Raw genomic sequence first — 13,024 nt, forward strand, 5'->3', positions numbered from 1 at the left:
TCCTCGGATCGGGGCGTTTTTTGTTGCTGCTACACCTGGCAGCCCGGACACCAATACAGCTTGCGCGCACCGATTTCCGTCATGCCCACCGGCGTCCCGCAGGCCCGGCAGGGCATGCCGTCCCGCTTGTAGACAAAGTGGGCGTCGGCGTCGGGCGCTACGACACCGCCACCACTCCACAGCGCGGAAGGCGTCGTAACAATCCGTCCGTCACGAACACCGTCGGACATGGTGGCCACGGTGTCGTCCCACAGACGCCCTGCCGTTTCCTCGTCAAGGGAGCTGCCCGGCGTCCAGGGATCGACGGCTTGCCGGAACAGCACTTCCGCTCGATAAATATTGCCCACGCCGGCCAGGACGGACTGATCCATCAGCAACAGGGCCACCGCCGTTTTCCGGCGGCGCAGGCGGCGGATGAATTCCCCTCGGTCGCCGGGGTGGTTGTGCAACGGGTCCGGACCCAACCGTTCCATGACGACGGCAACTTCCGCCGCCGTAATGGCGGCACATGTCGTGGCGCCACGGAGGTCGGCCCAGCCATGGTCTGAAACGAGTCGGACACGGACGGCGCCCACCGGTGCAGGCGGGCCGGTGTACTCCGTTTCACCTAACGCCGCTTCGTCCTGTGCCGGCCCTGTTTCCCGCTCACCGATGCGTCGTGGCGCACCGATGCTGGAGGCACCCTTGAAGGAACTGTCCCCGCCGAAGTTCCACGCACCGTACAGGCCAAGATGGACGTGAAGGAAGAGATCGTGGTCAAACCTGAGGAACAACTGCTTCCCGTGGGCCCTCGACTCAACCATGGTGTGCCCGCTCAGGACCTGCGCGCCGTGGGTGAACCGACCCTGCGGGCTGGAAACGGCCAGGCGGCGGCCGCCAAAAACATCCTGGAATTGGCGGGCCAACCTATGGACCGAATGTCCTTCAGGCACTACTCGACGATTTCGCCGGTGGTTTCGTACACCGCGATTTTTCCGATCCGGCGGACATGGCGTTCATCGTTGCTGAACGGTTCCTCAAGGAAGGCTTCAATGAGCTCGGTAGCTTCTTCAACCGAGTGCTGGCGGCCTCCAACAGCGACGACGTTGGCGTCGTTGTGCTCCCGGGCCAGCTTTGCGGTGGAAAGGTTCCAGGCGAGCGCAGCGCGGACACCCTTGACCTTGTTGGCGGCAATTTGCTCACCATTTCCCGAACCACCCAAGACGATTCCCAGGGCGTGGATGCCGGCTTCCTGATCCGCCACGACAGCAACGCCGGCGTTGATGCAGAAAGAGGGGTAGTCGTCCAGGGCGTCGTACTCCTTGGGTCCGTGATCCACCACTTCATAGCCCTTGGCCGTGAGGTGGCTGACCAGGTGGGCACTCAGTTCCATGCCGGCATGGTCAGTAGCGATGTGGACGCGGGGTGTAGTCACAGGAAGTCCGTTCTTTCTGGCGCGCGGGGACGGCGTCTGGCCGGGGCGCGGCGGTGAGGGATGCGCTACCTAGGGTACCGCTACCGGGGTTGTTGGGACTGTCCATCATCCCGGGCCCGGTGGGCCGCCCGGTTGAGTATCCCCGCCAGCTTGTCAGCTGAGGCCTGGGAGCCGGCACTGAGAGCCACCCGTCCCCCGTTAAGTTTCCTTACGACGACGGCAGGCCCGCTGCTGACCAACATTGCCGTGGCGTCGTCGTGATGCCGCCAACCCCACCCCCCATAATCAGCCGCTTTGACGTCCGCCGGAGCCGCCCCGGCGATCTCGACGGCGGGGACGGTCAAGACGCGCACGATGCCACCGGCAAACACCTGCAGGCCTCCCCTGTCCGCCCGTACGCGGGCAAACAGGAAGCCGGCGCCTACCAAAGCAGCCACGGCGACCAAGGCGCCGAGCCAAGGGACGGCGACCGCAATCAAGGCCGCCGGAAAAACGGCGGAGACAATGATCATGATGAAAACCGAGCTCCGGGCATGCACCCACAGGCGAAGCGTGTCGCGGGCCAGGTCCGGGTCCGCGAGCAGGGTCAGTTCCTCTTGGAGGGCAACGTCGTCCTCGCGGGTCCAGCGCGGGTCCGGCTTGAAGGCGAACATCATCACGACGCCCAGGGCCACCGCGGCGCCACTGCCCATGGCCAGCACGATCGGGTCCACATGGGACTCGCGCGCGTCCCCCAGCCCGGACTGTCCCACCAGTCCGGCTGCCACCACCGTGGTGATGAAAAGGCTCACTGTCAGTCCCAGGCCCATCATGACGCGCCTCATGACAACAGGCCTGGTGATGGACACCGCCTGGAGGAATACCGCCCATCCGCAGAAGGTGATGAGGGTTGCACCGCCGGTCACATAGGCGCCGAACGGCGCGAACGAGCTGCCGCCGTCGGCGTTCCACATCACGGCAACGGGGTTGGGAAGATCGTTGCGCAGCATTTGGGCGCACACCACGAATCCGACGGCGAGGAGCAAAGGAAAGGCAACCGCAAACCTCAGTGCGCGGAAGTCGAGAGTGTCCCGGAACGATCCCATAATCCAACGCTACTCCGTGGGGCGACACTGTGGTGTTCCCTCCTTGCCTTCGGGCCGTGGAGTGAAAGAATGGTTTCACACCAACGTCCGGCCTCGAGTGGCCGGGCATCCCAAATCTTCCGGAGGCACCACTTGCCAGGCCTGAACCTCACGCGCGACGAAGCCGCGATCCGCGCCCGACTGCTCAATGTCGAGTCGTACAACGTCACTCTGGACCTGACCAAAGGCCCTGAGGTCTTCGGTTCCACCACTGTGGTGAAGTTCTCCGCGGCCCCGGGATCCACCACCTTTATTGATGCCATCACCCAGGCCGTCCACAGCGTGACCTTGAATGGAACCGATCTGGACCCCGCGGAAGTTTCGGACGGTATCCGTATCCACCTCCCGGACCTCGCCGCCGACAACGAGCTGGTGGTGGTCGCCGACGCTCCCTACATGAACACGGGCGAGGGACTGCACCGTTTCGTTGACCCCGTGGACGGCGAGGTGTACCTCTACACGCAGTTCGAGGTTCCGGACTCCCGGCGTATGTTCGCCGTCTTTGAGCAGCCCGACCTGAAAGCAACCTTCACTTTTAACGTCACAGCGCCGTCGCATTGGGATGTCATCTCCAACTCCCCCACGCCGGTTCCCGTTGAAGCTCCTGCGGGAGAAGACGGCGGCGCCCGGTCCGTGTGGGCATTCGCGCGTACTCCCCGCCTGTCCTCGTACGTCACTGCGTTGATCGCCGGACCGTATCAGTCGGTCCGTTCCGAAGTCACCAGCGCCGACGGGCGGGTTGTGCCGCTGGGAGTCTTTGCCCGCAAGTCGCTGATGCAGTACCTCGATGCGGACAACATCTTCACCCTGACCCGTCAAGGATTTGAGTTCTTCGAAGCACAGTTCGGCTGCCCCTACCCGTTTGAAAAGTACGATCAGTTGTTCGTCCCCGAGTTCAACGCCGGGGCCATGGAAAATGCCGGCGCCGTGACCATCCTGGAGGGCTACGTATTCCGTGGAAAGGTCACCGGCGCCCAGGTCGAACGGCGTGCCATCACCGTGCTGCACGAACTGGCCCACATGTGGTTCGGGGACCTGGTGACCATGCGGTGGTGGAACGATCTCTGGCTCAACGAGTCCTTCGCCGAATACATGTCGCACCTGGCCGCTGTGGAAAACACGGAATTCGACCGCGCCTGGACCACTTTCGCCTCGGTGGAGAAGTCCTGGGCGTACAAGCAGGACCAACTGCCCACCACCCACCCGATCTTCGCGGAAATCAACAACCTCGAAGACGTGGAGGTGAACTTCGATGGCATCACCTATGCCAAGGGGGCTTCCGTGCTCCGGCAGTTGGTGGCCTGGGTAGGTCCGGAGCAGTTCATGGCCGGCGTCCGCAGCTACTTCGCCAAGCACGCCTGGAAGAACACTGAGCTCACCGATCTCCTGGTGGAGCTTGAGGCGGCCAGCGGCCGCGACCTGGATGGGTGGGGCAAGCTCTGGCTTGAAACTTCAGGCGTCAACACCCTTGCTCCCGAGGTCAGCGTTGACGCTGACGGCATCATCACCGGATTCGCGATTCTGCAGACCGCGATCGACGAACAGCCAACCCTCCGTCCGCACCGCCTCGCGGTTGGATTCTACTCGCTCTCCGGTGACGGCAAGCTGGAACGCTCCCACCGGGAGGAGCTTGATGTCGATGGCCCCCGCACGGAGGTCCCTGCCTTGATGGGCAAGGCACGTCCGGACTTGATCCTGCTCAATGACGACGACCTCGCCTATGCCAAGGTCCGCCTCGACCCGCACTCCCTTGCCACCGCCACGGCCCACCTGAAGGACTTCTCAGCCAGCCTGCCGCGCACCTTGGTGTGGGGCTCGGCCTGGGATGCGGCGCGCGACGGCGAAACCCCTGCCCGTGGTTACGTGGACCTGGTCCTGGCCAACATTGCCCATGAAACGGATTCCTCGGTCATTCTGGTCCAACTTCGCCAGCTGGCCACCACCTTGACCTATTACGTGGCCGCCGAACACAAAGCCGAGGTCACCATCGCGGCCGCAGAAAAGCTGTGGGAGCTTGCATCCTCGGTGGAAGCGGGCTCGGATGCCCAGCTGCAGTTCGCCAAGTCCTTTGCCCAACTCGCGCGCGGCGGGCGCCAGCTGGACCGCATCCAGGGGCTGCTGGACGGAGCCGAAACCCTGGAAGGCCTCACGGTGGACCAGGACATGCGCTGGGAGCTCCTGACCGCACTGGTGGCCGGCGGGCGCCAAGGCCAGGAACGCATCGAGGCCGAACTTGCCCGCGACAACACCTCCAACGGTCAAAATGCAGCCGCCCAAGCAAAGGCTGCCATCCCCACTGCTGAAGCCAAAGCTGCAGCGTGGGACGCGATCGTTGTTACCGGAGAACTCTCCAACGCGCTGCAGGCGTCAGCCGTGGCCGGGTTCATGCGGGTCCCCACCACTGACTTGCTGGAGCCCTACGCCGAAAAGTACTTTGACGCCGTGCCTGGAATCGTCAAGGAGCGCACTCACGCCCTGGCGCAGCAGATCGTGGTGGGACTCTACCCCGCGCAGCTCACGACGCAGGCAACGGTGGACCGTACGGACGAGTTCCTGGCGGCGCTTCCGGAGGACAGCGCGGCCCTTCGCCGGATGATGCTGGAGAACCGTGACGGCGTGGCCCGTGCCCTCCGCGCACGGGCTGCCGACGTCTAGGCCCGCACCTGACGAGGTCACTGCGGACAGTCGATGCCTGCTGGCTAGACTGTCCGCATGGGCCTCAACGAACACCATTACGCTCTGACAGTCCGCTGGACCGGAAACCTGGGTGAGGGCACGGCCGGCTACCGGGCCTATTCACGGGACCACGACGTGGAGATCCCGGGTCTGCCCACCCTTCAGGGCTCCGCTGATCCCACCTTCCATGGGGACCGTTCACGCTACAACCCGGAACAGCTGCTGCTCGCTGCCCTCTCGCAGTGCCACATGCTGTCTTTTCTCCATGTGGCCGTCAAGCACGGGGTGGTGGTCACCGGCTACGAGGACAATGCCGAGGGCCTGATGAAGCTCAACCGGGACGGCAGCGGTCAATTCGAAAGCGTCACGCTCAAACCCCACGTCACCATAGCCGATGCCAGCCATTCCGAGTTGATGCCCCAACTGCACCATGAAGCCAACCAGGTCTGCTTCATCGCCCGCAGCGTCAACTTCCCCGTCCTCCACGAACCACGCACGACGCCGGCAGCGGCCTAGGTCTGTTGGGCCCGCCATAGTGCCACGAGACGTCGTTCGGTTTCGCGGCTGAGCCCGGCTTTGCGTTCCCTGTCCAATCCCCGGCTCCTTTCATCCTCGAGCGTGGCCGCCAACGTCTCCTGCCAGGGCCGCAGGACCATTCCGCGCTCACGTGCAGCTTTGTTGGACCGGGCCTGGAAGCCATCATTGTCCGCCGGCAACCACAAGGGAAGCGAGTCCGGTCCTGCCCAGTAGTCGACGCCGTGCTCAAGGAGCCACCCTTCGCCAGCCCGGACAACGTCCTGCACCGCTCCATCCCCGGTTCCGGTTCCAGCCGCCTGCCGGGACTCGGCCAGGTAGTCCTCAAAGCGCACGACGTCTCCCAGCGCGTTGTAGGTACCGGTCAGTCCTCCACCGGCGGATTGCAGGATCCAGGCGGCAAGATCCCGGACGTCAATGATCTGTGTTGCGGCATCCGGGATGTCAGGAACCAGCACCGCGTCAGTGTCAGCGGCGAATCGGGCGGGCCAGTATCCGTACCTGTCAGTGCCGTCCCCCGGGCCACTGATGAGACCCGCCCGCACGATGTGTGCCTTCTCCCCCACCACAGCCAGAGTCATCTGCTCAATAGCCGATTTGGATTCGCCGTAAGTCTCCGGGGTACCGGCCTGTCCCGCCGGCAGCGGCTCAAGCAGCTCCGCGCCCTCATCCGCGCCGGGTATCGAATGGTCTGCATAAACAGAGCAACTCGACACAAACGTCCAGTGCGCGGCGGCGGCTCCCAGCACGTCCAACGCCTCGCCCGCCTGCACGGGATCCCGCGATACCTCCACCACCGCGTCCCATCCGCCGTCGAGTTCAGCATAGGCCGCCGCGCCCAAGGCGCGGTCCCCCCTGACCCAGGTGGCGCCGTCGGGCGGGGTCATTGAGGTGCCACGGGCAAAGCAGGTGACGTCATGTCCGGCGGCAACAGCCTGCCGGGCGGTTTCTGCGGACAGGAAGGCGGTACCGCCAAGGACCAGGATGCGCATACCGTCACGCTACGGCGCTAGGGTTGTAGGTGGACAGAGTGTTCCGCGCCCGGCGAACACGGGCCGACGACAAGGAGAAATTCACCCTTGACCTCCATCCCCCTGGCAGAAATTGTCACTTTGGAACCCGAAAAGATCGACCTCGTTTCAATCCTCATCACCGTAGGCGTGGGCCTGGGTGTGTGGATCGTCGCGCGGTTCATCATCTTGCGCATCACCCGGCGGGTTTCCGCCGGAAGTTCCTTCTTCAAGAAAGCGCACTTCAAGTGGGTGCAACCAGCCATCCGCGCGCTCGACCACGAGCGCCGCTCACAGCGCGCCGAGACAATCGGCACCTTGCTGACGAGCCTGGTGAGCGTTGTGGTGGTGGTGATCGTGATCATCTACGTCCTCAAGTACATGAACGTGGACGTCGCGCCGCTGCTGACCAGCGTGGGCATCCTGGGTGTCGCCATCGGCTTTGGCGCCCAGCAACTGATCCGTGATTTCCTCGCCGGAATCTTCATCACCATCGAAGACCAATACGGAATCGGTGATGTCATTGTCACCAGCGAAGTGATTGGTACCGTTGAATCCGTGGGCCTGCGCATCACCCGGGTCCGCGCTGAAGACGGAGCCATCTGGTATCTGCGCAACGGCGAGATCCTCCGCGTGGGCAACCGCTCGCAGGGTGACTACGTCCCACTGGAAACACCGGACACCACCATTGAGCCCGGCGCTGCAGCAACTGCGCCCGTCACAGCAGGCGCACCCCGCGTCACCAAAGCCGAGGAGAAGTCCAATGAGTAGCACAGCAGGCGGGCAACCCCCGGAACCCCAAGCAGGCCCCCGACGCCAGCTGATGCAGAATGATCCCTTCAGCCAGCCCGCCTACACGGACAGTTTTTACGCCGCAGTGGGCGGTCACGAGACATTCGTCAAGCTCATCGACGTCTTCTACGACGGCGTTGCCACGGATCCCTTGCTTCGGCCCATGTACCCGGAGGAGGACCTGGGGCCGGCCAAGAGGCGCTTTCTGATGTTCCTGGAACAATACTGGGGCGGCCCCACCACCTATGGCGAAGAACGCGGCCATCCCCGGCTCCGCATGCGCCACATGCCGTTCCGGGTAACCCCCGAGGCCAAGGACCGCTGGCTGTTCCACATGCGCACGGCGGTGGACTCCCTGGAGCTCTCCCCTCTGCATGAGGGCACGTTGTGGGACTACATGGAACGGGCTGCGCTGACCATGGTCAACAGTCCTTCGTCCGGAGCCTGACCTTTAGAAGCCGAGTCCCAGGCCTGCGCCTGTGCGCACCAGCACATGTCCGCGGGGGCCGCTCAAACGGAACCAGCGGCCATTGCGGAAGACCTTCTGCTCGGCGTCGCCCAGGAAGCCCAGAGCGAAAGCAGCGAAGGCCGCGCCGGCAGGAAGGTTGCCGGCGTCTGGAAGCTCACGACCCCATACTGCTGCCCTGGCGCTGTTGACCACCGCCGCACCCGCCAAAACCGGAATGACGCCGGCCACCTCGGCTATGCCGGCCTCGGCCGCCGACCTAAGGTCGGCGTCGAGTATTGATCCCTGCGCTTCCCACCCGGAGCGCGGCGCCCCAACGCCGGCCCAGGACTCGGAAACGGTCGACGGCGGAATGGGCAGCTCCACGTCGTCGGCACCCGAGCGGGCCAACCGGTCCATAACGGACGCAAGCGTCACCGTCACATCGGCATGGGCCGGCTCAGCCAGGGCCATGGTCCGCAGGCCGAGGATGGTGGGAGTGGACTCCCCCAGGATGCGCGGCCGCAGGACGCACACGTATGCGGCCAGGACACTGCCCGCGGCCTGGAGGCGGATGGCGCCGTCGTCGATGCTCTTTGCCCGCGTCACAAAGGTTTTCAAGTCAGCGAGGTCACGGGGATCGGCGAAGCGGAAGGACTGGGTCAAGACGTCTGTCACATCATCGACTCTACCGGCATGTCCCCGGTTGAGAGGGGTCGGGGCGGCGTCTAAAGTCGAACCATGACTGAGACGAATGCTGGCCTTGAAGTGGAAGCACCCGCAGAAGACCCCATGGATGTGCTGATCGGCCTGCTGGACCTTGGTGACTTTGACGGAGCCCGGACCAACGAGGACATCTTCCTGGGCCCATCGCAGAAACAGCCGAGGCACAGGGTCTTTGGAGGCCAGGTTTTGGCGCAGTCGATGATGGCAGGCATGCGAACAGTGGAACCGGACAGGGTGGCACACTCCATGCACGGCTACTTCCTGCGGCCGGGGGACGCCAACAAGCCCATCACTTTCGGTGTTGAGAGGTTGCGGGACGGGCGTTCGTTCTCCGCCCGGCGCGTTCACGCGTACCAGGACGGCGTGCCGATTCTCTCGATGATCGCGTCATTCCAGGTGGAGGACACCGGCCTGGACCACCAGGCAACCATGCCCGAAGGCATCCCCGACCCGGAATCCCTGCCCAGCACTGCGGAGCTGTTGTCGCAGTACGACCACCCGATGGCGCGGCACATGTCATCGGAACGTCCGTTCGACGTCCGCCACATTGACCCGGCGCTCTATGTTTCCCCGCCCACCCAGCACGTGGCAAGCAACGCCGTGTGGATGAAAACCATGGGACCGTTGCCCGATGATCCCAACCTGCACCGCGCGGCCTTGGCCTATGCCAGCGACTACACGCTGCTTGAACCTATTCTCCGCGCACATGGCCTCGCATGGATGACGCCGGGAATGAGCGTCGCCAGCCTCGACCACGCCATGTGGTGGCACCGTCCGGTACGGGTGGACGAGTGGATGCTCTACGTCCAGGAGTCCCCCAGCGCCCAAGGCGCGCGCGGACTCGCCACGGGCCGCATCTTCAACCGCGACGGACTGCATGTTGCCACCGTGGCCCAAGAGGGTATGGTGCGGATCCCGTAGGCTTTCGAGGCGCCGTGTGACGGCGGGAAGTTAAAGCAGAAAGGCCGGTCCCTTGCGGGACCGGCTTTTCTGTGTGTACCTGGAATTCCTAGTCGCGGGTCAGGCGGCGGTGCGTGACGCGGTGCGGCTTGGCGGCATCGGGGCCAAGGCGCTCCACCTTGTTCTCTTCGTAGGAGTCGAAGTTTCCCTCGAACCAGTACCACTTGGACGGGTTCTCGTCGTCGCCTTCGTAGGCGAGAATGTGGGTCGCTACCCGGTCGAGGAACCAGCGATCGTGCGAAACCACCACTGCGCAACCAGGGAACTCGAGAAGAGCGTTTTCAAGGCTGCTCAGGGTTTCGACGTCGAGGTCGTTGGTAGGTTCGTCAAGCAGCAACAAGTTGCCACCTTGCTTGAGCGTCAAGGCAAGGTTGAGGCGGTTGCGCTCACCACCGGAGAGGACACCGGCCTTCTTCTGCTGGTCCGGGCCCTTGAAGCCGAACGCCGACACGTAGGCACGCGAAGGCATTTCGACCTGACCGACCTGGAGGAAGTCGTGGCCTTCCGAGACAACTTCCCAGAGGGATTTGTTCGGATCGATGCCGCCACGGGACTGGTCCACGTAGGAGATCTTCACGGACTCGCCGATCTTGAGCTCACCATCGTCCAAAGGCTCCATGCCGACGATCGTCTTGAACAGCGTGGACTTACCCACGCCGTTGGGTCCGATGACGCCAACGATGCCATTGCGGGGCAGCGAGAAGGAGAGGCCATCGATCAGGACGCGGTCGTCGAAGCCCTTCTTCAGGTTCTTGGCCTCGATGACCAGGGAACCCAGGCGCGGTCCCGGCGGGATCTGGATTTCTTCGAAGTCCAGCTTGCGCGTGCGGTCGGCCTCTGCAGCCATTTCTTCGTAGCGGGCAAGACGGGCCTTGGACTTGGTCTGGCGGCCCTTGGCGTTGGAGCGCACCCACTCAAGTTCTTCGGTAAGGCGCTTGGACAGCTTGGCGTCCTTTTTGCCCTGGACCTCCAAACGGGCCTTCTTCTTCTCCAGGTAGGTGGAGTAGTTGCCTTCGTATGGGTAGAGGTGGCCGCGGTCAACTTCTGCGATCCACTCTGCCACATGATCCAGGAAGTAACGGTCGTGGGTCACGGCAAGGACAGCACCGGGATACTGGGAGAGGTGCTGTTCGAGCCACAGCACGCTCTCGGCGTCCAAGTGGTTGGTGGGCTCATCGAGGAGCAGCAGGTCAGGCTTCTGGAGGAGCAGCTTGCACAGGGCCACGCGGCGGCGCTCACCACCGGAGAGGACAGTGACGTCGGAATCGGCCGGCGGGCAACGCAAGGCGTCCATAGCCTGTTCCAGCTGGGAATCGATATCCCAGGCATCGGCAGCGTCAATGGCTTCCTGCAACTTGCCCATTTCATCCAGGAGCGTCTCGTAATCCGCGTCCGGGTTGGCCATTTCTTCGGAGATCTCGTTGAAACGCTGGATCTTGCCGTAGATCTCGCCTACACCTTCCTGGACATTGCCCAGGACAGTCTTTTCCTCGTTCAGCGGCGGTTCCTGCAGGAGGATGCCCACGGTGTAGCCGGGGCTCAGGCGGGCCTCGCCGTTCGAAGGGGTGTCCAGTCCGGCCATGATCTTCAGGATGGTGGACTTACCAGCACCGTTCGGTCCCACGACGCCGATCTTCGCGCCAGGGTAGAACGACATGCTGACATCGTCCAGAATAAGTTTGTCGCCAACGGCTTTGCGAGCCTTGGTCATCGTGTAAATGAATTCCGCCATGCCCTTAAATCTAATGGCTCGGCCTGCTTAACTCACATTCGCGCCCCGAAGAGCCGCTAGCGGGCGTCTCCCACGAAGCATTTACCGGTAGCCAGCACGGGCAGTACGGTCACCAGGACACCACCGTCACGGATTTGCCCCACGACGCAGCTCCCTCCGGTCAAAGCGGCTGCCTCCAGGGCATCGACGTCAAGGCCCGTGGGCGTACGGCTGACAGAGACTTCCACGTTGGCCTTCGGAATCCCGGCCGACACCAAGGCCGATCGGAGTGCTTCCTGGTCCGGCTTGGGGTTGCCGGCCACGAGGTTTTTCAACGTGGTTTCGACGGTTGCCGAGGTGGCGGCCACGGCAGGATCCACCGGAGCTGTGGCTTGGGCAGAGGTGGAGGGGGCCGGGACGGTCCCTGGTTGCGCCGTGGACCCCGTGCTTGAAGTGCAACCAGTCAGCGCAATTGTTACCGCTACCGACAGCGACAATGCTGCACCGCGGATTTTCGCTGCCCCCGTTGACCTGCCACCCGGCATCGTTCCCCTGCTCATCACTTAGACATTGTGCCATTCACACGGGGTGCTCACCGGCAGGGTTCGGCTGAAGGGATTTTGGTAACCCGGCTGAGGAATGGCGCAAACCACCATGAGCGGAAGGCCCGTGATGCCGTTGCATCGAAGTTCTTGAAGCGAGGCGATAAAGGAACATCCCCCTTGGAAGCTTGTCCAAGGGGGATGCGGTGGTGCCCCAGGAGGGAATCGAACCCCCGACCGGCGGATTAGAAGGCCGCTGCTCTATCCCCTGAGCTACTGGGGCGCACTGACGCCGTCACCACCATGGGCGGCTGGCGCCACAAAGAGTTTACAGTGCCATCGGCGGGTAGCCCGCCATCTCATCACCAGCGGCCTCCATTCCTCCACAAGGGCCCGTTCGCCAGGGTTATGCACATAGGCCCCCGCGGCACTGCCTTCGACGGCTTCACTGGATGAAGCTGAAAGAGCCGGACAGGCACTCCCTACATCCAGAAGGACCACCAATGAATGACATCATCACCGTCCGGGGCTTCGTGGCCTCGGAGGTTAAGAGTTCAACAACCACACGGGGAACGGCTACAGCATCGTTCCGCCTGGGAACCACAGAGCGCCGCTATGACCGGGCGAGCAACACGTGGGTTGACGGCAACACCAATTGGTATACGGTGCAATCGTTCCGATACCTTGCCGGACACGTTGGGTGCAGCGTCAAAAAGGGGCAGCGTGTGCTGGTCATGGGAAGGCTCCGGTTGAGGCAATGGGAACATGAAGGCCGCGTCTACCATGTAGCGGAAATCGACGCCGAATCCGTGGGACACGACCTCATGTGGGGCTCCGCCAACTTCACCCGCATGAACGGCACCTCTGCTCCAACGGACTCCGCCGCTGCAGACACTGCGCCCTCGGACGAGGCTCTGTCCAGCCCCGCCCCGGGTGGCCCAGGGAGCAGCGGCGAGTGGGACACTGAGGATGCCGAACAAGATCCTCCGGAGGACGAGTCAGTAGCAGCCGGGATGGATGATCCCGATGGAACCGGGCCATTGATGGTGAACACCTCGACAGGAGAGCTGGTGGGTGCTGGCGCTTGAAC

The 13,024-nt window shown here is 63.6% G+C and carries 13 protein-coding genes and 1 tRNA gene; 6 read left to right on the forward strand and 8 right to left on the reverse strand.

Annotation, left to right across the window (positions count from 1 at the left end):
• Positions 1-29: 29 nt before the first annotated feature.
• From QEH68_RS12215 to QEH68_RS12225, 3 genes are all read right to left on the reverse strand, one after another.
• The gene (locus tag QEH68_RS12215; protein ID WP_207593746.1) at positions 30-932 is read right to left on the reverse strand and encodes a DNA-formamidopyrimidine glycosylase family protein; all 903 of its coding nucleotides are present in this window, start codon (positions 930-932) and stop codon (positions 30-32) included.
• On the reverse strand, positions 932-1,372 hold the full coding sequence (locus tag QEH68_RS12220) for a ribose-5-phosphate isomerase (protein WP_242703631.1): 441 nt from the start codon (positions 1,370-1,372) through the stop codon (positions 932-934). The genes QEH68_RS12215 and QEH68_RS12220 overlap by 1 nt, the downstream gene beginning before the upstream one ends.
• Positions 1,373-1,494: 122 nt before the next feature.
• Positions 1,495-2,499, reverse strand: coding sequence for a hypothetical protein (locus QEH68_RS12225; protein WP_280622984.1), 1,005 nt, complete (start codon positions 2,497-2,499; stop codon positions 1,495-1,497).
• Between the two features lie 132 nt (positions 2,500-2,631).
• On the opposite strand from QEH68_RS12225, the gene pepN reads away from it, so the two are divergent.
• Both pepN and QEH68_RS12235 read left to right on the forward strand, forming a co-directional pair.
• Complete coding sequence (gene pepN / locus QEH68_RS12230; RefSeq protein ID WP_280628006.1) at positions 2,632-5,193, forward strand: aminopeptidase N; 2,562 nt, start codon at positions 2,632-2,634, stop codon at positions 5,191-5,193.
• 57 nt (positions 5,194-5,250) lie between these two features.
• On the forward strand, positions 5,251-5,730 hold the full coding sequence (locus tag QEH68_RS12235; protein ID WP_207593749.1) for an OsmC family protein: 480 nt from the start codon (positions 5,251-5,253) through the stop codon (positions 5,728-5,730).
• Here the strand turns inward: QEH68_RS12235 and QEH68_RS12240 are convergent.
• Entirely contained in the window at positions 5,727-6,740 is a 1,014-nt protein-coding gene (locus QEH68_RS12240; protein WP_280622985.1) for an NAD-dependent epimerase/dehydratase family protein, read from the reverse strand. The two genes, QEH68_RS12235 and QEH68_RS12240, sit on opposite strands and share 4 nt — an antisense overlap.
• 87 nt (positions 6,741-6,827) lie before the next feature.
• Between QEH68_RS12240 and QEH68_RS12245 the strand changes: the two genes are divergently transcribed.
• Together QEH68_RS12245 and QEH68_RS12250 are read left to right on the forward strand one after the other, a co-directional pair.
• A complete protein-coding gene (locus tag QEH68_RS12245) occupies positions 6,828-7,529 on the forward strand; it encodes a mechanosensitive ion channel domain-containing protein (protein WP_207593751.1) in 702 nt (233 codons plus the stop codon).
• Positions 7,522-7,998, forward strand: coding sequence for a globin (locus QEH68_RS12250; protein WP_280622986.1), 477 nt, complete (start codon positions 7,522-7,524; stop codon positions 7,996-7,998). The genes QEH68_RS12245 and QEH68_RS12250 overlap by 8 nt, the downstream gene beginning before the upstream one ends.
• A 3-nt stretch (positions 7,999-8,001) precedes the next feature.
• Here QEH68_RS12250 and QEH68_RS12255 read toward each other — a convergent pair whose 3' ends face one another.
• Positions 8,002-8,673, reverse strand: coding sequence for a hypothetical protein (locus QEH68_RS12255; RefSeq protein ID WP_280622987.1), 672 nt, complete (start codon positions 8,671-8,673; stop codon positions 8,002-8,004).
• A gap of 63 nt (positions 8,674-8,736) precedes the next feature.
• Between QEH68_RS12255 and QEH68_RS12260 the strand changes: the two genes are divergently transcribed.
• Entirely contained in the window at positions 8,737-9,642 is a 906-nt protein-coding gene (locus tag QEH68_RS12260; protein WP_207593753.1) for an acyl-CoA thioesterase II, read from the forward strand.
• 88 nt (positions 9,643-9,730) lie between these two features.
• Here the strand turns inward: QEH68_RS12260 and ettA are convergent, their stop codons facing one another.
• From ettA to QEH68_RS12275, 3 genes are all read right to left on the reverse strand, one after another.
• On the reverse strand, positions 9,731-11,413 hold the full coding sequence (ettA, locus tag QEH68_RS12265) for an energy-dependent translational throttle protein EttA (protein ID WP_207593754.1): 1,683 nt from the start codon (positions 11,411-11,413) through the stop codon (positions 9,731-9,733).
• A gap of 56 nt (positions 11,414-11,469) precedes the next feature.
• Complete coding sequence (locus QEH68_RS12270) at positions 11,470-11,952, reverse strand: hypothetical protein (RefSeq protein WP_280622988.1); 483 nt, start codon at positions 11,950-11,952, stop codon at positions 11,470-11,472.
• Positions 11,953-12,141: 189 nt separating this feature from the next.
• Positions 12,142-12,217, reverse strand: a tRNA-Arg gene (locus QEH68_RS12275).
• Between the two features lie 220 nt (positions 12,218-12,437).
• Here QEH68_RS12275 and QEH68_RS12280 point away from each other — a divergent pair.
• Positions 12,438-13,022: a single-stranded DNA-binding protein gene (locus QEH68_RS12280; RefSeq protein WP_280622989.1), complete on the forward strand. Its 585-nt coding sequence runs from the start codon at positions 12,438-12,440 to the stop codon at positions 13,020-13,022.
• Positions 13,023-13,024: the final 2 nt, after the last annotated feature.

Source organism: Paenarthrobacter sp. OM7 (assembly GCF_029873575.1).
In the GTDB taxonomy this organism is placed as follows: Bacteria; Actinomycetota; Actinomycetes; order Actinomycetales; family Micrococcaceae; genus Arthrobacter.

Coding starts and splice junctions, on each gene's coding strand:
- QEH68_RS12240 (WP_280622985.1), bottom strand. CDS start 6,740: ATGCGCATCCTGGTCCTTGGCGGTACCGCCTTCCTGTCCGCAGAAACC.
- QEH68_RS12260 (WP_207593753.1), top strand. CDS start 8,737: ATGACTGAGACGAATGCTGGCCTTGAAGTGGAAGCACCCGCAGAAGAC.
- QEH68_RS12235 (WP_207593749.1), top strand. CDS start 5,251: ATGGGCCTCAACGAACACCATTACGCTCTGACAGTCCGCTGGACCGGA.
- ettA (WP_207593754.1), bottom strand. CDS start 11,413: ATGGCGGAATTCATTTACACGATGACCAAGGCTCGCAAAGCCGTTGGC.
- QEH68_RS12250 (WP_280622986.1), top strand. CDS start 7,522: ATGAGTAGCACAGCAGGCGGGCAACCCCCGGAACCCCAAGCAGGCCCC.
- QEH68_RS12280 (WP_280622989.1), top strand. CDS start 12,438: ATGAATGACATCATCACCGTCCGGGGCTTCGTGGCCTCGGAGGTTAAG.
- QEH68_RS12220 (WP_242703631.1), bottom strand. CDS start 1,372: ATGGAACTGAGTGCCCACCTGGTCAGCCACCTCACGGCCAAGGGCTAT.
- QEH68_RS12270 (WP_280622988.1), bottom strand. CDS start 11,952: ATGAGCAGGGGAACGATGCCGGGTGGCAGGTCAACGGGGGCAGCGAAA.
- QEH68_RS12225 (WP_280622984.1), bottom strand. CDS start 2,499: ATGGGATCGTTCCGGGACACTCTCGACTTCCGCGCACTGAGGTTTGCG.